The sequence below is a fragment of the Nocardioides lianchengensis genome (assembly GCF_900101465.1).
Lineage (GTDB): Bacteria > Actinomycetota > Actinomycetes > Propionibacteriales > Nocardioidaceae > Nocardioides > Nocardioides lianchengensis.
On record NZ_FMZM01000002.1, the window covers coordinates 45,653 to 63,433 of the forward strand.

At 74.0% G+C, this 17,781-nt stretch carries 15 protein-coding genes; 7 read left to right on the forward strand and 8 right to left on the reverse strand.

What is annotated here, in order from left to right; genetic code table 11:
- Positions 1–53: 53 nt before the first annotated feature.
- On the forward strand, positions 54–929 hold the full coding sequence (locus tag BLT76_RS03755) for a M15 family metallopeptidase (protein WP_090850964.1): 876 nt from the start codon (positions 54–56) through the stop codon (positions 927–929).
- A 51-nt stretch (positions 930–980) separates the two neighbouring features.
- Positions 981–1,109 (forward strand): hypothetical protein, encoded by a 129-nt coding sequence (locus tag BLT76_RS26515; RefSeq protein WP_257025126.1) that lies wholly within the window; start codon positions 981–983, stop codon positions 1,107–1,109.
- Positions 1,110–1,153: 44 nt separating this feature from the next.
- Here the strand turns inward: BLT76_RS26515 and BLT76_RS03760 are convergent, their stop codons facing one another.
- From BLT76_RS03760 to BLT76_RS03780, 5 genes are read right to left on the reverse strand one after another with little or no spacing between them, the layout of a single operon-like run.
- The gene (locus BLT76_RS03760) at positions 1,154–2,203 is read right to left on the reverse strand and encodes a hypothetical protein (RefSeq protein ID WP_090850966.1); all 1,050 of its coding nucleotides are present in this window, start codon (positions 2,201–2,203) and stop codon (positions 1,154–1,156) included.
- A gap of 52 nt (positions 2,204–2,255) precedes the next feature.
- A complete protein-coding gene (locus tag BLT76_RS03765) occupies positions 2,256–3,260 on the reverse strand; it encodes a zinc-binding metallopeptidase family protein (protein ID WP_090850968.1) in 1,005 nt (334 codons plus the stop codon).
- The gene (locus tag BLT76_RS03770; protein ID WP_090850970.1) at positions 3,257–4,165 is read right to left on the reverse strand and encodes a transglutaminase family protein; all 909 of its coding nucleotides are present in this window, start codon (positions 4,163–4,165) and stop codon (positions 3,257–3,259) included. Before BLT76_RS03770 ends, BLT76_RS03765 begins: the two co-directional genes overlap by 4 nt.
- The gene (locus BLT76_RS03775) at positions 4,162–6,618 is read right to left on the reverse strand and encodes a circularly permuted type 2 ATP-grasp protein (RefSeq protein ID WP_090850972.1); all 2,457 of its coding nucleotides are present in this window, start codon (positions 6,616–6,618) and stop codon (positions 4,162–4,164) included. Before BLT76_RS03775 ends, BLT76_RS03770 begins: the two co-directional genes overlap by 4 nt.
- Positions 6,615–9,887 (reverse strand): transglutaminase family protein, encoded by a 3,273-nt coding sequence (locus tag BLT76_RS03780; RefSeq protein WP_090850974.1) that lies wholly within the window; start codon positions 9,885–9,887, stop codon positions 6,615–6,617. Before BLT76_RS03780 ends, BLT76_RS03775 begins: the two co-directional genes overlap by 4 nt.
- Before the next feature lie 215 nt (positions 9,888–10,102).
- On the opposite strand from BLT76_RS03780, the gene BLT76_RS03785 reads away from it, so the two are divergent.
- The 3 genes from BLT76_RS03785 to BLT76_RS03795 all read left to right on the forward strand — a co-directional run bounded on the left by BLT76_RS03785 (position 10,103) and on the right by BLT76_RS03795 (position 12,397).
- Positions 10,103–10,669, forward strand: coding sequence for an ArsR/SmtB family transcription factor (locus tag BLT76_RS03785; protein WP_090850976.1), 567 nt, complete (start codon positions 10,103–10,105; stop codon positions 10,667–10,669).
- Complete coding sequence (locus BLT76_RS03790) at positions 10,666–12,015, forward strand: MFS transporter (RefSeq protein WP_211752707.1); 1,350 nt, start codon at positions 10,666–10,668, stop codon at positions 12,013–12,015. The genes BLT76_RS03785 and BLT76_RS03790 overlap by 4 nt, the downstream gene beginning before the upstream one ends.
- 61 nt (positions 12,016–12,076) lie before the next feature.
- On the forward strand, positions 12,077–12,397 hold the full coding sequence (locus tag BLT76_RS03795) for a hypothetical protein (RefSeq protein WP_090850977.1): 321 nt from the start codon (positions 12,077–12,079) through the stop codon (positions 12,395–12,397).
- 6 nt (positions 12,398–12,403) lie between these two features.
- Here the strand turns inward: BLT76_RS03795 and BLT76_RS03800 are convergent, their stop codons facing one another.
- Positions 12,404–15,205 carry an Ig-like domain repeat protein gene (locus BLT76_RS03800; protein ID WP_139175403.1) on the reverse strand — a complete coding sequence of 934 codons (2,802 nt, stop codon included), beginning with the start codon at positions 15,203–15,205 and terminating at the stop codon, positions 12,404–12,406.
- A gap of 171 nt (positions 15,206–15,376) precedes the next feature.
- Here BLT76_RS03800 and BLT76_RS03805 point away from each other — a divergent pair, with 171 nt between their 5' ends.
- The gene (locus BLT76_RS03805; RefSeq protein WP_090850981.1) at positions 15,377–15,685 is read left to right on the forward strand and encodes a hypothetical protein; all 309 of its coding nucleotides are present in this window, start codon (positions 15,377–15,379) and stop codon (positions 15,683–15,685) included.
- Between the two features lie 12 nt (positions 15,686–15,697).
- On the opposite strand, the gene hisC is transcribed toward BLT76_RS03805, so the two are convergent.
- Entirely contained in the window at positions 15,698–16,768 is a 1,071-nt protein-coding gene (hisC, locus tag BLT76_RS03810) for a histidinol-phosphate transaminase (RefSeq protein WP_090850983.1), read from the reverse strand.
- Positions 16,765–17,328, reverse strand: a complete 564-nt coding sequence (locus BLT76_RS03815) for a VanZ family protein (protein WP_090850985.1) — start codon at positions 17,326–17,328, stop codon at positions 16,765–16,767. Before BLT76_RS03815 ends, hisC begins: the two co-directional genes overlap by 4 nt.
- A gap of 43 nt (positions 17,329–17,371) precedes the next feature.
- Between BLT76_RS03815 and BLT76_RS03820 the strand changes: the two genes are divergently transcribed.
- Positions 17,372–17,779, forward strand: coding sequence for a hypothetical protein (locus BLT76_RS03820; protein ID WP_090850987.1), 408 nt, complete (start codon positions 17,372–17,374; stop codon positions 17,777–17,779).
- Positions 17,780–17,781: the final 2 nt, after the last annotated feature.

Consider the following 17,781-nt stretch of genomic DNA (forward strand, 5'->3'; position numbering starts at 1 on the left):
TAGGTGAATGATCAATCACCGGGGTTCACCCCCAGGGCCGTAGGTTCGGGTCCGTGCGCCGCCTCCTCCCGCTGCTCGTGCTGCTGCTCGTCGCGTGCAGCAGCCCCGAGGAGTCGGCCGCGCCGCCGGAGCCGACCCGGACAGGAACCCCGGGAACGTCCGAGTTACCCGGTGGACCGGGTAACTCGGACACGGCCCCGCCGACGACCGCCCCGGTGCCCGGGGCGACCCCGCCCGCCTGGCTCGGCACGCGGGCCCTGCCCGTCACCGCGAGCGGGTACGGCGAGGTGCGGCCGACCCCGCGCGAGCTCCGGCGGCGCCGGTTCACGCTGCCGGACCGGCTGCCGATGCTCCCGGGCTCCGGCTTCCGGGCGCGGGTCGCCGACCCGGCACCCGACGAGGTGGTCGCGCGCTCCACCTGGGCCCGGGGCTGTCCCGTCGACCGGTCCGGGCTCGCCTGGGTGCGGCTGACCTTCCGCGGCTTCGACGGCGCCCGGCACACCGGCGAGCTGCTGGTCGCCTCCCCGGTCGCCGACGACGTGGTCGCGGTGTTCCGGGAGCTGTGGCGGGCCGACTTCCCGCTCGAGGAGATGCGGATCAGCACGCCTGCCGACCTGGAGGCCGAGCCGACCGGGGACGGCAACAACACCGAGGCCTTCGTCTGCCGCCCGGTCACCGGCGGGACGTCGTATTCCCAGCACGCCTACGGGACCGCGATCGACGTCAACTCCTTCCAGAACCCCTACGAGAAGGGGGACGTGGTGCTGCCGGAGCTGGCGTCGTCGTACCTCGACCGCGGCCGGGTGCGGCCCGGGATGATCACCGCCGACGGGCCGGTGGTGCGGGCCTTCGGCGCGATCGGCTGGGGCTGGGGCGGGGCCTGGCGGTCGCTGAAGGACTACCAGCACTTCTCGCTCAACGACCGCTGAGCCTGTGGAGGAGCGGTCGCGGAGCTGAGCGGCCTGCGGCACGGTGCTCGGGTGTCCGTGGTGGAGGTGCGCTTCGCCTGGGAGGACGTGATGTTCCGGCCCGACGACGTGCGGGCCGTGCTCGAGGCACTCGTACACGAACGGACACAAGTCCTCTGCCCCGGGCGCCGCGCCGCCTGAGCCGCGGCGCCCGGGCCGACTTGTGTCCGTTCGTGTACGACGGGCTACGCGCAGCCGACGTAGGACCGGCTCACGGTGAGCACCTTGCCCTTGACCGTCTTCGGCTTCTTGCCCTTCTTGGTCTTTTTCTTCGTCGACTTCAGCTGGACGACCGCCTTGACCGTGACCGCGCCGGTCGGCACCGCGCCGAGGACGACCGGCTTCGTCGGCCCGCCCTTGACCACGGCCCTGCGGACCCCGTTGACGTAGAAGGTCGTGGTGGCGATCTTCGAGCGCAGCTTGGCGCTGGGGAACGTCGCGGCGACGGTGCGCGACGCGCACCCGCGCGCGCCGAGGGCGACGTACGGCGCTGCGGCTCCGGCGGCCGGCGCGGTGGCCGAGCCTGCCGGGACGAAGGACGCCGTGGTCGTCAGCGAGGCGGCCACCGAGGGCCGGGCGTCGCTGCCGGTGTAGGCGGTCACGCCGTGGTTGACGTAGATCACGAACGTGCCGACCGGCAGGTACACCCGACGGGTGCTCGTGCCCTGGACGTCCTGGCTGATCTCCGCGTGCGCCGTCTCGCCGTCGTCCGCGCTCGTGACGGCGATCTGCGCCGTTCCGCCGCGAGAGGTCGCGGTGGTGATCGTGAGCCAGCCAGGCGTCGTCAGCTGGAACTGCACGACCGCGCCCGCCGTCGCCTCCGCCTCGCCGATGCAGGACGAGCTCGCGCCCTGCGTGGCGCTGGCCGTGGCCCGCGCGTTCGAGGTCACCTCGAACGTGCCGAGGGTGCCACCGACCGTGGTGGCCCGCGCGGTGCCGGTGACCGACGCCGTGAGCCGGGTGACGTCCTCGGGGTCGTTGCTGTCGGTGACCGTTCCGGTCGTCGAGTACGACCGCTTGACGGGAACCCCGTTGGACGGGAGCGCCACCTCGTCGCCGTCGCCGGTGTCGACCAGGGAGCAGGTCGGGTCGCCGTCATGGTCGAAGGTGGTCCCGACGAAGGCTCCTCCCTCGGGGGCCGCGGCGTGGGCCGTGGGGGCGGTGCCGACGAGGGCGGCAGCACCCAGGGCGAGGGACAGGACGGCGACGGAGGTACGGCGCAGGGTGGTGGTCACCGGCCGACCCTAGGGACCGGCCGGGCCGGCCGTGGCGAAATCGCGGTGAGGTCTAGGCCGCCGACGAGTCCGGCGCCCCGCGCAGCGAGGCGACGAAGTCCAGCTTGTCCAGGACCGGCGCGGGGATGACGAACGGGTAGAGGTCGTCCTTGCCCATGCTGCGGTTGATCATGTTGAGCGCGGTCGAGAGCGGGACCCAGATGCCGGTGACCACGTCACGGAAGTTCGAGAAGGCACTGACCGGTGCGACCGAGGTGAGGCCGTACTCGCCGGCGGTCTCGATGGTGTCGCTGATGTGCAGGAAGTGCGCCCAGGTCTCGGCGAAGTCCTCGAACGGGTGCATGGTGGCGTACGTCGAGAGGTAGCGCTCGGCCCAGTCGGCGGGCGGACCCTCGCTGTAGTGGCGGTCGATCTCGGCCTGGTAGTCCTTCGACTCGTCGCCGAACAGCTCGCGGCAGCGGGCCATCCGCTCGTCGCCGCGGACCAGCTGCCACTCGTAGTAGTGGCCGACCTCGTGGCGGAAGTGACCGAGCATGGTGCGGTAGGGCTCGGCGAGCTGGGCGCGGACCTTCTCGCGGTAGGCGTCGTCGCTCTCGGCGAGGTCGATGGTGATCACGCCGTCCTCGTGGCCGATGACGACGTTCTCGTCCACCGAGGAGAGCAGGTCGAAGGCGAGGCCCTCGACCGGGTCGCTGTCCTTCCCGACGACGGGGAAGCCCAGGGTGTCGAGGTCGACGATCAGGTGCCGCTTGGCCTGCTCGGCCACGGGGTAGTTCGCGAGCCCCTCCAGGTCCTCGTCGTTCGGCCGGGTGCGGGTCAGGTCGCAGGCGAAGCACTGGCCGCCCTCGATCGCGGCCAGCCAGGTGCAGCCGGACAGGTTGAGGTTGGCGCAGACGTGCCAGACCAGGCCGCTCGCGTCGACGTACCGGCCGTTCTCGTCGACGGGGACGATCGCGCGCTCGGCACGGGAGAAGCCCAGCGCGGTCCCGCAGGAGACGCAGACGGAGTTCTCGAAGAAGAGGGCGTTGTCGCACACCCGGCAGCGGAAGGACTTCACGAGGAGGGGGTAACCGGCGCGACGTCGACCGACACCCGCAGCGTGGACCGCTTGGCCTCGGTGAAGATCACGCCCTTCACCGGGGTGACGTCGCCGTAGTCGCGGCCCCAGGCGACGGTGACGTAGCGGTCGTTCGCCGGCTGGTCGTTGGTCGGGTCGAGCGCCAGCCACTCCCCGTCCGAGGCCCCGTCGGGCGCGGGCGCCCAGACGGCCACCCAGGCGTGCGACGCGTCGGCGCCGACGACCCGCTCCTTGCCGGGCGGCGGGTCGGTGGAGAGGTAGCCGCTGACGTAGCGCGCGGCGAGGCCGTGGCTGCGCAGGCAGGCGATGGTCAGGTGGGCGAAGTCCTGGCAGACGCCGGCTCGCTTGGCGAGGATCTCCGGGACCGTGCTGGTGACGGTGGTGGCCTTCTGGTCGTACTCGAAGTCGGCGTGGATGCGGTGCATCAGGTCCCGCGCGGCCTCGCCGACCGCCCGCCCCGGCCGCAGCGACTGCGCGGCGTAGGCGTGCGCCTCGGCGGTCCGCTCGACCTGGTCGGACCCGAGCGCGAAGTCGGTGGCCCGCCAGGCGCCGGGCACCCGCGGTACGACGAGCGGGCGGGCCTGCTCCCAGGGCGCGCCCAGCGCGGCCTCGTCGTACGACGGCGCGGTGACCGCGACCTCGCTCGAGGCGGTGATCTCCAGCCGGCGGTGACCGCGGGTCACCTGGAAGTACGTCGCGGTGTTGCCGTAGTGGTCGGTGTCGTGGGCCAGGTCGCCCGGGGCCGGGTCGACGGTGACCGTCGCGGACCCGACCTCCTGCCACGGCAGCGACCGCGGGACCAGGTGGGCGATGCCGAGCGAGTCGGTGACGTCCTCGTCGTAGGAGTAGGTCGTGCGGTGGGTGACGACGTAGCGGGCGCTCACACCGGCTCCTCGACGAGCGTCATCGCGGTGATCGGGCGCGGCGCGGGGCCGGAGGCCAGGTGCAGCTCGGCGATGGCGGCGCCGAGCCGGTCGAGCTGGACGAGGTAGCCGTCGAGGAAGGTCTCCAGGTTGGGCCGGCCGACGCCGCCGATGGCGACCAGGGCCGCGATCTCCTGGGCCTCCAGCTCGGCGACCAGGTCGTCGAGCAGCCGCTCGGGCCGGGTCGAGCCGGTGGACGCCGGGAGCGCGGCCAGGTGGACGCGGAGCTCGGCCAGCGAGAAGGCCAGCGAGCGCGGGTTGTCGCGGTCCACCAGCAGCAGGTCGAGCACGCCGGCCGGGCGGACGTAGCCGCGGTAACGCCGTCGGTGGGTGACCGCGCTCTCCGCGGAGAGGAGGACGGCGTTGAGCACCTCGCGGTCGACGTCGATGCCGCGGCGCACGGTCGTCGTACCGCGGAGCAGGTGGCAGAGCTGGACGCCGCGCTCGAGGGCCCGGCCCGCGCCGATCATGTGCCAGCCGGCGTCGCGGATCATGCTCGCGGTGACGCCCTGCAGCGACAGGATGCCGGTCAGCATCCGGCCGGCGCTCTCCGCGAGCTGGTGGCTGTGCGGCGACTCGACCAGCGCGGCGGTGGCCCGGTCGGTGGTGCCGAACGCGCGCCAGATGTCCCCGGAGAGCTGGTCGCGGACGCCCTGCAGCGAGTCGCGCAGGCCCGCGACCGCGTGGGCGACCGACCCGGACCGGCCGGCGTCGAGCACCAGCGAGCGGAACTCCTCGTCGAGGTCGTCGTGCCAGCGCCCGGCCAGCCGCTGCACGGCCGCCATCATCACGCCCAGGCTGGCGCCGCCGGTCGAGCGCGGCCGGGTGCGGAAGTCCTCGGCGAGCGCGTGCGCGGCGAGCACGAGGCGCAGCAGGTCCTCGGCCCGCTCGGCGTACCGGCCGAACCAGAACATGTCCTCGAGGATGCGCGGCACGAGCACCGCCGACGACCGGACGTTGGTCATCGACATGACCTCGGAGAGTCCCTGGTCGGCGTCGCCGGGCGCCGCCTTCAGCACCCACACGTCCTTGCTGACCGGGCGGTCGCCGGCCGTCGTGGCCAGCCCCCCGACCATCGGCCGGTACGCCGAGCCGTAGCGCAGCGTGAAGGTGCGGAGGGTGAGCGGCCGCGGGGAGGTGCCGCCCGCCGACCAGGTCGGGGACTGCGACAGCGGCAGCGACTCCTGGCCGACGTAGCGGTGCGGCTCGTCGAGCAGCCGCTCGCGCTTCTCGGCCGCGCTCAGGTCGGCCAGCGCGTCGGCCGGGCCGTCGATCGCCCGCAGCACCAGCGAGTCGAGCCGGTCGAGCACGTGGTCCAGCGCGTGCGGCTCCCCGCACCACCAGGTGGGGACGGCGGACAGCCGGAGCGGCTCGCCCAACAGCGCCTCGGAGGCGGCGGGCAGGTAGGGCAGCAGGCCGGGGTTCTCCAGCACGCCGGCGCCGAGGCCGTTGACGACCCGGACGCGGCCACGCCGTACCGCCTCGACGAGCCCGGCGACGCCGAGCTGGGACTCCCCGCGCAGCTCCAGCGGGTCGCTCCAGGCGGCGTCGACGCGACGCAGGATGACGTCGACGCGGTCGAGCCCACCCGGTCGCTTGGCCCACACCCAGCCGTCGCGGACGACGAGGTCGCTGCCCTGGACCAGCGGGAAGCCGAGCTGTGATGCGATGAACGACTGGTCGTACGCCGTCTCGGAGTGGGTGCCCGGCGAGAGCACCACGACCCGCGGGTCGGCCAGCTCGCCCTGCGCGGACTGGATGAGGGCCGAGCGCAGCGCCCAGAAGTACGGCTCGATCCGGTGCAGGCCGGCCTCGCGGTAGAGCTCGGGCATCACCCGGGAGACGACGCGGCGGTTCTCCATCGCGTAGCCGATGCCGGACGGCGCCTGCGCCCGGTCGGCCAGCACCCGCCAGGCACCCTCGGCGTCCCGGCCCAGGTCGGTGGCGGCCAGCACCAGCGGGCGGGGGTCGTTGGCCGAGGCCCGGGCCACGACCCGGGTGAAGCCGCCGTGGCCGAGCACCACCGCCGGCGGGACGATGCCCTCGGAGAGCAGCTGCTGCTCGCCGTACAGGTCGGCGAGGACGGCGTTGAGCAGCTCGGCCCGCTGGGCCAGGCCGACCTCGAGCCGGGTCCAGGTCGCGGCGTCGATCACCAGCGGCACCGGGTCCAGCCGCCACGGGCCGACCCCCTCGCCCGGGCGCGCGTAGGTGACGCCGTCGTCGGCCAGGAAGCGGGTGATCTCGCCGTGCACGCGGTCCAGCTCGCGCCGGGTCAGCCCGACCGCGACCTCGGCCAGCCCCTTCCAGGCCGGCCGCAGCGAGCCGTCCGGGCCGACGACCTCGTCGTACCGGGTGGGCTCGTCGCCGAGCGCGGGCTGGCCCACGGCCTCGGCGTAGTCGCGCAGGACGGTCATCGAACCCGACGGAGGTCGAGCGTGTGCGGGTACTCGGCGCTGGCCGCGCGGCGGCCGCGCTCGCGGATCGCGGCGACGTCGAGCCGGCCGGCGGTGTGACCGCGCGCCTCGAACCGGCTGGCCCGCCGGGCCTCGGCCTCGTTGGCGTTCACCGGCGGGTGGTCGTAGCTGCGGCCCCCCGGGTGGACGACGTGGTACGTCGCGCCGCCGAGGCTGACCTCCGCGGCCGTGTCGACGACGTCGACGTGGAGCGGGGCGTGCACCTCGATCGACGGGTGCAGCGCGGACCACGGCTGCCAGGCGCGGTAGCGGACCCCGGCGTAGAACTCGCCCGGGACACCCGTGGGCGTGAGAGGCACCGGGACACCCTGACACGTCACCAGGTGCCGGTGCAGGTCGATCCCGCGGGCGGAGACCTGGAGCCGCTCGACGCTGGAGTCGACGTACCGGGCGGTGCCGCCGGCGGTGGCCTCCTCGCCGAGGACGTGCCAGGGCTCGATGGCCTGGCGCAGCTCGAGCTCGACGCCTCCCCCGGATCCGGTGCCGACCCGGGTGGCGCCGATCCGCGGGAAGCGGAACTCGGTGAACGGCGCCAGCCAGGACTCCTCGAAGGCGATCCCGTGGGCGCGCAGGTCGGCGACCACGGCCGCGATGTCGGCGCTTGCGCCCTGCGGGAGCAGGAAGTCCTCGTGCAGGGCGGTGCCCCAGCGGGTGAGCGGCGCGATGAGCGGGCGCTCCCAGAACATGGCGACCAGGCTGCGCACGAGCAGGGCCTGGAGCAGCGCCATCTGCGGGTGCGGGGGCATCTCGAAGCCGCGCAGCTCGAGCAGGCCGAGCCGGCCGCGCGAGGAGTCCGGGCTGAACATCTTGTCGATGCAGAACTCGGCCCGGTGCGTGTTGCCGGTGAGGTCGGTCAGCAGGTGGCGCAGGGCGCGGTCGACCAGCCACGGCCGCGGCTCCAGACCGTGCTCGTCCTGCTCGGCGACCAGCCGGGCGATCTCGGCGAAGGCGATCTCCATCTCGTACGTCGCCTCCGGCCGGCCCTCGTCGAAGCGCGGCGCCTGGCTGGTGGGGCCGATGAAGCGCCCGGAGAAGAGGTACGACAGCGCGGGGTGGCGCTGCCAGTAGGTGATCAGGCTGACCAGCAGGTCGGGCCGGCGCAGCAGCGGGCTGTCGGTCGGCTGGGTGCCGCCGAGGGTCAGGTGGTTGCCGCCGCCGGTGCCGGTGTGCAGCCCGTCGAGGTCGAACTTCTCGGTGGTCAGCCGGGCCTGCCGGGCCTCCTCGTAGAGGGTCTCGGTGAGCGCCCTCTGCTCCGCCCAGCTCGCCGTGGGCTGCACGTTGACCTCGATGACGCCGGGGTCGGGCGTGACCACGAGCTGGGTCAGCCGCGGGTCGGCGGGCGGGCCGTAGCCCTCCAGCACCACCGGGCAGCCGACCCGGCGGGTGGCCACCTCGACCAGGCGGAGCAGGTCGGCGTAGTCCTCCAGCCGCTCGGTCGGCGGCAGGAAGACGTGCACGTGACCCTCGCGGGCCTCGAAGGCGATCGCCGTGGTGGCGACCCCCTCGGGGCTGGTCATCGTCACGACCGGGACCTTCGGCTCCAGCGGCGTGCTCCGCTCGGGGGCCGGCCAGTCGCCGGGGTGCTCGGGGTCCTCCCACGAGATCGCGTCGAGCGGCAGCCGCAGGCCGACCGCGCTGGTGCCGCCGGTCAGCACCAGCCGGCCGCGGCGGAACCGCCAGGCCGGGCTGGTCCACTCCTCGCCGGTGGTGATGGGCAGGACCCAGCCGGTGGGGGTGGTCACGGTGGCGTCGAGCTCCGCGACGTCCGCGTCCTCGCTGCCGGGTCGCTCGCCGTGCGGGCGCCGTACCTCGTCGGCGAGGGCGAGGAGCGGGTCCTCGTACGCCGGCCGCAGCTGGTCGTCCGGCAGCCCGAGCACCTTCGTGACCCGCCTCGCGAGGGCCTCGGCGTGCTCGGTCGCGGCGGCGTCCCCACCGGTGGTCGAGCCCGTCGAGGCCCCCCAGGGGTCGGCGAACAGCGCCGGGTCCTGCCAGAGCGGTACGCCGTCGGTGCGCCACTGGAGCGCGATGTTCCAGCGCGGCAACGGCTCGCCCGGGTACCACTTGCCCTGGCCGCGGTGGACCACCCCGCCGGCGGCGTACGTCGTCCGCAGCCGGTCGGCGAGGTCGTTCGCGAGCGCGCGCTTCTCGGCGCCGTCGGCGTCGCTGTTCCACTGCGGGCTGGTGGCGTCGTCGAGGGAGACGAAGGTCGGCTCGCCGCCCATGGTGAGCCGGACGTCGCCCTGCACCAGGCGGGCGTCGACGGCCTCGCCGAGCGCGTCGATGCGGCCCCACTCGGCGTCGGTGTAGGGCTTGGTGACCCGGGGGTCCTCGTGCACCCGGCTGACCTCGTTGTGGAACGAGAAGGTCACCTCGACCGGGTCGGTCGCGCCCTCGATCGGCGCGGCGCTGCTCGGGTGGGGGGTGGCGCTGAGCGGGATGTGGCCCTCGCCGGCGAACAGGCTCGACGTCGGGTCCATCCCGACCCAGCCCGCGCCCGGGACGAACACCTCGGCCCAGGCGTGCAGGTCGGTGAAGTCCTGGACCGGTCCGCTGGGGCCGTCGAGCGCCTCCTGGTCGGCGGCCAGCTGGACCAGGTAGCCGGAGACGAACCGGGCCGCGAGGCCGTACTGGCGCAGCAGGCTGACCAGCAGCCACGCGCTGTCACGGCACGAGCCGATCGCCTTGCCCAGGGTCTCGTCGGGGGTCTGGACGCCCGCCTCCATGCGGACGCTGTAGGCGACGTCGCGGTTGACCGCGGCGTTCAGGCCGGCCAGGAAGTCGACGATCGGGACGCCGTCCGGCTCGGCCTGCCGGTCCTTCCAGGCCGCGGCCTGCTCGCTGTCCTCGACCGGCCGCAGGTACGGCGCCAGGTCGGCGGCCAGCCCGGGCTCGTAGGCGAACGGGAAGCGCTCGGCGTACTCCTCGACGAAGAAGTCGAACGGGTTGATCACCATCAGGTCGGCCACCAGCCCGACGGTGATCTGCAGCCGCGTGGTCTTCTCCGGGAACACCAGCCGGGCCAGCCAGTTCCCGAACGGGTCCTGCTGCCAGTTGAGGAAGTGCCCCTTCGGCTCGACCTCGAGCGAGTACGCCTCGATCGGCGTCCGCGCGTGCGGTGCCGGCCGCAGCCGGACCACGTGCGGGGCGACGTTCACGGGCTCGGCGAAGTCGTAGGTGGTCCGGTGCTCCAGGGCGACCTTGATCGACATGGTCCCCAGCCTCCCCGACGGACGTTGCCGGGTGGTAACGCCGAGCCCGCGGCGGCCCGGCCCGGCCGGGGGCGGGCGCGGCTGTAACGCGATGTTCGCCGCACTAGGTACGCGCTGCAGCACGTACCTAGTGCGGCGAACATCGCGTTACAGCTCGACGCCGACCACCGCAAAGGAACATTTGCAAATGAGTCTTTGCGGTTTACGATCTCCCCATGGAGCTCACCCGGATCACGCCGACCCCGCAGCAGCTGCGGGCGCTCAGCCATCCCGTGCGACTGCGGATGCTCGGGCTGCTGCGGGCCGAGGGGCCGGCGACGGCCACCGGGCTGGCGACCCGGCTGGGACTGAACAGCGGCGCGACGTCGTACCACCTGCGCCAGCTGGCGACCCACGGGTTCATCGAGGACGACGCCGGGCGCGGCAACGGGCGCGAGCGGTGGTGGCGGGCGGCGCACCAGTCGACGTTCACCGACCAGCCGGCGACCGAGGAGGAGCGGGCGGCGGTGCGGGCGTTCGAGCAGTCGGTCGCGGTCGTGCAGACCGAGTTCCTGCAGCGGGCGGTCGAGGAGCAGGAGCTGCTGCCCGAGGCGTGGCGTCGTACGACGAGGCTCAGCGACTGGATGGTCCGGCTGACGCCGGCGCGGGCCGAGGCGCTGGTCACCGCGCTCGAGCGGATCGTCGAGGAGGTCGACGAGGAGGAGGGCGCGGAGGTCGGGGACTTCATGGTGGTGCTGCAGGCCTACCCGCGGCCCGGGACCCAGGTGGTGGATCCGTCGTGAGGCGGCCGCTCTACGGCTGGCTGAGCGCGGAGGCCGTCTCCCTGACCGGCACCCGGGTCTCGATGATCGCGCTGCCGTGGTTCGTGCTCACGACGACCGGGTCGGCGACGCGGACCGGGCTGGTCGCCCTGGTCGAGCTGCTGCCGCTGGTCGTGCTCAAGGTGCTCGGCGGGCCGGTGATCGACCGGCTCGGCCCGCGCCGGGTGGCCATCACCTGCGACGTCGGCTCGGTCGCCGTGGTCGGCGCGATCCCGCTGCTCCATGGGCTCGGGGCGCTGAGCTTCGGGCTGTTCCTGGCCCTGGTCGCGCTGGCCGGGGCGCTGCGCGGTCCGAGCGACGCGGCCAAGGGCGCGATGGTGCCGGCGCTGGCCCGCGAGGCCGCCGTACCCCTGGAGCGGGCGACGGGCCTGCACTCCACCGTCAAGCGCACCGCCACCCTGCTCGGCTCGATCTGCGCCGGCCTCCTGGTCGCCGCCGTCGGCCCCGCCACCGCCCTGCTCGTCGACGCCCTGTCGTTCGGCCTCGCCGCCGCCCTCCTCGCCTGGGCCACCCGCCCACCTGTGGAGAACCCCGCCGAGTCGGCGCACATGTGCGCCGACTCGGCGGCACCATCCACAGGCGGGTACGCACGGCAGCTGCGGGAGGGGTGGGACTTCCTGCGACGCGACCCGGTGCTGCTGGGGATCTCGGTGATGGTGGCGCTGACCAACCTGCTCGACGTCGCCTACGTGAGCGTGCTGCTCCCCGTCTGGGCCGACGAGTACGGCGGGGGCGCGGCCGCGATCGGGCTGGTGCTGGCCGTGTTCGGCGGTGCGTCCGCGGTCGGGGCCCTCTGCGCGGCGGCCTGGGCGGCCGGGCTGCCGCGGTACGCGACGTACCTGGTGGCGTTCCTGGTCGCCGGGGCGCCGCGGTTCGTGGTGCTCGCCCTCGACACCCCGACCTGGGCGGTGCTGGCGGTGTCGGTCGCGAGCGGGTTCGCGGCCGGCTTCCTCAACCCGGTGCTCGGCGCGGTGATCTTCGAGCGGATCCCCGAGCCCCTGGTCGGCCGGGTCTCGTCGCTGACCACCGCGATGTGCTTCGCGCTGATGCCGCTCGGCGGGCTGCTGGCCGGCGTCCTGGTCGGCGGGATCGGTCTCGCCCCGGCGCTGGTCGCGGTCGGCGTGGCCTACCTCGCGGTCACGATGCTGCCCGCGCTCGACCCCCGCTGGCGCGAGCTGGACTCCCGCCAGCCCGGCCCGGATGGCCGGGATGGCGGCCTGCACGCGGTCGCGGCTGCCGGTCCGGTCGAGGACGGCGGGCCCCGTGCCGTGGCTGGCGCCAGGTCCCCGAGCAGGCCCATCCGGTAGCGGCGCTGGTCTGAGTACGCGGGCCGATGTGCCGCGGGCCGCACCGGCCGAGCATCGAGGCATGTCCGCCACCTCCCGGCGCCGTACCCGGCTCGTCGTCACCGTCGCCGTGCTGGCCGCCGACCTGCTCGCCCTCGCCGCCGCGGCGACGATGTACGCCTGGACCCGGATCGAGCTCGAGACGAACCCGGAGGCCGACGCGCTGACCGCGATCGGCTACGTGATCGCCGGGATCGTCGCGGCTCCGGCCGTGGCCTCGTTGCCGTTCCTCGGTCTCGCCCGCTGCTGGTGGGGCCGGCGGGCCGGCGACGTGCTGCTGGGCATCGCCGCCGTCCCACCGGCCCTCATGACGCTGCTGCTGGTCGGCAGCCGCCTCGCCTGAGGATCCTCAGCGGCGGACCCGCACGACGACCCGCTCGGTCGCGGGCGCGACCGTGGCGGAGCCGGCGTACCGGACGGTCAGCACGTGCCGGCCGCGCGTCAGCCTCGGCAGCCGGACGACCCGGCGACCGTCGGTGGCCGTGGTGCGGGCGACGACGCGGTTGCCGGAGCGGACCTCGATCCGGCCCCGGGCCGCGACGTCGGCGTCGAGCCGGACGACCAGGCGCGGACGACGGGCGGTCCCGGCCGTGCGGACCCGCAGGTCGGCGGCGGCCCGGGCGACCCTCACCGTCACCCGGTCGTACGACGGCGCGTGGCCGGCGTCGCCGGGATAGTCGACGACCAGCTCGTGCCGTCCGGGCGCCAGCGCGGTGCCGGGCAGCGTGACGACGGCCCGACCGCCGGCGAGGGTGCCGGTGCCGAGCACCCGGCCACCGGCCGAGACCCGGACGGCGCCGGTCGGCGCGGCCGCGCCGGCCACTCGGACGACGACCCGGTGCGGGGCGCCGTACGACGGCGCGTCGGTGGCGAGGGTCGCCGCCGTGCTGCTGGCCGGGAGGGCCGGGGCGGCGACGGCGAAGGTGCCGGTGGCCACGGTGTCGTCGACGCGCTCGCCGAAGCCCTGCTCCGCGGTCCAGGTCAGCGGACGGCCGGTCGCCGGGACGTCGGCGGCGATCCACCAGCGGCCGTCGGCGTCGACCGTCGCCGAGCCGTCGAGGTCGCCGCCGAGGGTCACGGTGGCCCGGGGCGTGCCGGTGCCGGTGAGGACGGTCGAGGCGGTGCCGGTGGGCAGGGTGGCCGCGGGCTCGCGGTCGACGGTGAAGCCGGCGAGCTCCGGGCGGGCGATCAGCCACTGGTCGGGCGTCGTCGGGTGGTCGATGATCCGGGTCTCGCCGATGCAGCCGTGCCAGCCGTTCTTGGCCTTGTCATCCACCCAGTCGGCGCCGAGGATCCACGGCATGCCGCTGTTCATCGAGGCGCCGCCGGAGGCGGTGGCGTTGCGGAGGACGGGCGCGCCGTCGACGTACATCGTGGTGGTCTGGGTGTCGACGTCGTTGACGACGGCGACGTGCTGCCAGGTGTCGACCATGATCTCGCCGGACCACGCCGTCTTGTCACCGCGCGTGGGGTCGCCCGGAACCTCGGTCATCTGGAACTCGCGCAGGTTGGAGATGCCGAGCGCGGTCGGCGACGCGGTGTAGTCCCACTGCGTGCGCGCGAAGCCCGGGATCGTCGAGCGGTTGCCCGAGCGGACGACGGCCTTGCTCCAGCCGTTGGCGGTCGCGTCCCACGACGCGTCCATCTTCACGAACGTCTCGATGGTGTAGCCGTTCGGGAACTTGGTCTTCGTGACGGGCGTGCCCGCCGCCGACTGCAGGTAGCTGAACCGGCCGGTGGTCTGGTTCGAGCCGTCGAAGCAGACGGCGCGCGGGTCGGAGGAGTAGGGGTTGACCTGGTCGGTGACGGTGACGTCGCCGACCTCGGCGGTGGTCGAGCCGGACTCCGCGAGGGTGGCGCGGCGCAGGTCGCTCTCGCCCGCGGCGTCCTCGAACACCTGGCCGGGCGCGACGACGCCGGGCTGCGCGTCGCCGAAGCGCCAGTGGGCGAGCGTGCCCGGCACCCGGACGTAGTCGTCCTCGTTGCCGGCGAGCTCACGGGAGTCACCCGCGGGCGGGACGAACCCGTCGAGGATGATGTCGCGCGCCTTCTTGGTCAGCGACGGCTGGTCGGCCGGACCGTCCTGGAACCCGGCGAAGCGGGCGGAGAAGTCGAGCTTGACCTGGTACTGCTGGTTCGGCGCCTCCAGGAACGCCTGGTCGTACGACGTCAGCTTCTCGGCCGGCTTGCCCACGACCCACGGCGACGCGGTCTGCATGGTCATCGTGTTGTTGGTCAGGTCGAACTCCATCAGGCCGAGGTAGCCGTTGCCGCCCTCGTAGGCCATCTGGTGGTCGATGAGCACCTGGGTGACCGGGTGGCCGGCGTCGTTGTTGCGGGTCAGGTGGGTCGACCCGTGGAAGTGACCGTTGAAGGTCAGGAAGATCTGGTCGGTGCTCTTGATGAGCCCGTCCCAGACCCGCTTGCCGTAGCCCGACTCCCGGGCCGTCACGGCGTCGGCGTCGATGCCGATCAGGTCGTGGCTGGTGAGGATGGTGGGGAGGTTCTGGGTCTCGATGACCTGCTTGGCCCAGGCCAGGGTCGCGTCGGACGCGCGCCACGGCAGCGACATCGACAGGAACTTCTGGCCCTGGGCCTCGAAGACGTGCCACTGGCTGAAGCCGGTGGCGTCGTACCCGCCGAGGGTGGTGGGCGCGGGCCGCTTGCCGGGCCCGAAGTTCTGCCAGTAGCGCTCGTTCGCGACCGTGTAGTCGGTGTCGAGGACGCTGTCGCTGCTGTTGTTGACGTCGTGGTTGCCCGCGAGGATGCCGTAGGGAACGCCGGCCGCGTCGAGGACGTCCATGGCCCGGTCGGCGGCGGTCCACTCGCCGGCGTTGCCCGCCCGGTCGACGATGTCGCCGACGTGGGTCACGAACGGGATGTTGAGCTCGTCCGCGTGCTCGGCGATCCACTCGGTCTGGACCTGGAACGGGTCCTTGCCGTAGCGAGGGATGAACTGGTCGGCGGCGTAGCGGGAGTAGAACTGCGTGTCCGGCAGCACCGCGAGGGTGAACCGCGACGCGTCCGTCGCGTCGTCGGCGTCGACGGGGGCCGCGGCGCCGGCTGCCTGCGGGAGGCTCAGCGTCGCCAGCACCGCGGCCGCGGCGAGGCCGCGGGTCGCGAGGGAACGGGGGGAGGGGAGGGAGTGCACCGTGCTCCGATCGAGATCGTGTCCGAGTGCCGACCGACCGGCCGGCGCAGGCACGCTCGCGCGGACGCCGGAACGGTCCGGGACCGGCCCGTGACCTCCCTGTGAACGAGACGCGGCGCTTTGAAGAGGGCTCTTCGTTAGGGATGCCGGACCACGGGGCAGTCTCCGACCGTGCCGACGACCCGCTCACGACCCCGCCGGACCGCCGCGGTCGTGGTCGGCGCGGGCGCGGTGGTGCCGCTCGCGCTGGCCGTGGTGCTGGCCGTCCGCACCTGGTGGGCGCAGCGCGGCGGCCTCGGGTCGTACGCCCCGATCGGCTACACCGTTGCCGTGGTCCTCGCCGGGCTGGGACTGGTCTCCCTCAGTCTCGTCCGGTCCGCGTGGGCGGCGGGGTCCGCGGCCGGGTCGGCGGGGCTGCTGGTGCTGGCCACCGTGCCGCTGCTCCTGGTGGTCGCCTTCGTCCTGGCCGCAGCGATGTGAGGGAGGCCCGGATCAGCGCGGGAAGGACGCCGCCAGCTGCAACAGCCGGTCGTTGGCCTCGGTCTCCCCGATCGAGACCCGCGCCCCCTCCCCGGCGAACGGCCGGACGACGATCCCGAGCTCGTCGGCCGCCTGCGCGAAGTCGGCGGTCCGCTCCCCCAGCCCGAACCAGACGAAGTTGCCCTGGGCGTCCGGCACGTCCCAGCCGGCCGCCCTCAGCCCGTCGACGACGCGGGTCCGCTCGGCGACCAGGGCATCGACCCGCTCCAGCAGCTCGGGCTGCCGCTCCAGGGAGGCGATCGCGGCGACCTGGGCGACGGTCGAGACGCCGAACGGCAGCGACACCGCCCGCAGCGCGGCGGCGATCGGCGCGGGCGCGACGGCGTACCCGACCCGGAAGCCGGCCAGGCCGTAGGCCTTGGAGAAGGTGCGGGTGAGCACCACGTTGGCGCGCGAGCGGTACGACGCCAGCCCGTCGACCGGATCGTCCATCCGCACGAACTCGACGTACGCCTCGTCGACGACGACCACGACGTGCGACGGCACCCGGGCCAGGAACGCGTCGAGCTCGGCCTGCGTCACCGCCGGTCCGGTCGGGTTGTTGGGCGTGCAGACCAGCACGATCCTGGTGCGGTCGGTGATGGCCGCGGCCATGGCGTCGAGGTCGTGCCGGCCGTCGGGGAGCACCGGCACCCGCACGCTCGCGGCGCCGGCGGCCGTGACCGCGATCGGGTAGGCCTCGAAGGAGCGCCACGCGAAGACGACCTCGTCGCCGGGGTCGCAGAACGCCTGCACCAGCTGGTAGATCAGCCCCACCGACCCGGTCGCCACCGACAGGTCCTCCACCGGCACGTCCAGCGAGTCCGCCAGCGCGGCGTAGAGCGCCGAGGCGCCCATGTCGGGGTAGCGGTTCATCTGGCCGACCGCCGCCTGCACCGCCTCCACCACGCCGGGCAGCGGCGGGTAGGGGTTCTCGTTCGACGAGAGCTTGTACGACGTCATCCCGGGCCGGACGGTCGGCGGCCTCCCCGCGACGTACGGCGGGATGTCGGCGATGGTCGCGCGCGGCTGCGGGGTGCTCATGCCGTCAGGTTATGTCTCCGCCAGGGTCGCAGCAGCAGCGCCAGCACCAGCCCGACCAGCACGCCGAGCACCGCGCCGGTGATGTTGTCGATGATGTCGGTGACGTCGCAGGCGCGGTCGATCCGGGCCAGCTCCAGCTGGGTCTTCTCGATGGCGACCGAGTACGCCGCCAGCAGCCCCAGGCCGAGCGGCACGGTGAGCAGCGCGGTGGCCCGCCAGCGCGCGGCGACCACGACCAGCAGCGCGCCGGACGGCACGAACGCGACCGTGTTGAGCAGCCGCTGGCCGCCGGAGAAGATCCAGAAGCCGTCGGGGGCCGGGCCGCCGATGTCCCACGAGCAGGTGGTCAGCCGGCCCTCCGCGCTGACGATCCCCGGGGCGCCGTTGGCGGGGATCAGGGTCAGGCAGGCGATCACCGCGACCGACCAGAGCAGGCCGGCGAGCGCGCCGGCCCCGAGCCAGCCCAGGCGGCGGCGCAGCGCGACCGCGAGACCGAGGCAGACCAGCCCGGACAGCAGGGCGCCGAGCAGCATGACGCCGTACCCGCCGACCGGAAACATGGAAAGGACCGTACCGAGCCGGTCCGCGTCCTATCGTCGCGCCATGACCCGTCTCCTCGCCGCGCTCGGGGCGCTGCTCAGCATCCTGCTCGTCGCCCCGCCCGCGGTCGGGGCGGCTCCCGCCGCCGACCCGGTCGTCTACTACAACCTCGGCTCGGCCGAGGTGCGCCCGTCGCTGGTCTTCACCGCCTACAGCTCCTCGCCCACGATGACGGTCCGGCGCTGGAAGCACTGGGGCGACGCCGTCGCCGTGGGTCGCGGCCGCTGGGACAGCACCTGCGCGTCCTGCCCGCCGCCGGCGCACCGCCGTGCGGTGATCCGGCTGAGCCGGATCCGCACGTGCGACGACGGCACCCGCTACTACAGCAGGGCCGTCGTCGTGGTGGCCCAGCCCGACCAGGGCGAGCAGCGGCGCCGCTACCGGCTCAGCACCGGCTGCCCGCCGGCCTGACC

What these genes read in the sequence shown, in the direction of transcription:
- BLT76_RS03775 (WP_090850972.1), bottom strand. Translation starts at nt 6,618, where the DNA reads ATGACCGTCCTGCGCGACTACGCCGAGGCCGTGGGCCAGCCCGCGCTC.
- BLT76_RS03820 (WP_090850987.1), top strand. Translation starts at nt 17,372, where the DNA reads ATGACCCGTCTCCTCGCCGCGCTCGGGGCGCTGCTCAGCATCCTGCTC.
- BLT76_RS03815 (WP_090850985.1), bottom strand. Translation starts at nt 17,328, where the DNA reads ATGTTTCCGGTCGGCGGGTACGGCGTCATGCTGCTCGGCGCCCTGCTG.
- hisC (WP_090850983.1), bottom strand. Translation starts at nt 16,768, where the DNA reads ATGAGCACCCCGCAGCCGCGCGCGACCATCGCCGACATCCCGCCGTAC.
- BLT76_RS03785 (WP_090850976.1), top strand. Translation starts at nt 10,103, where the DNA reads ATGGAGCTCACCCGGATCACGCCGACCCCGCAGCAGCTGCGGGCGCTC.
- BLT76_RS03780 (WP_090850974.1), bottom strand. Translation starts at nt 9,887, where the DNA reads ATGTCGATCAAGGTCGCCCTGGAGCACCGGACCACCTACGACTTCGCC.
- BLT76_RS03795 (WP_090850977.1), top strand. Translation starts at nt 12,077, where the DNA reads ATGTCCGCCACCTCCCGGCGCCGTACCCGGCTCGTCGTCACCGTCGCC.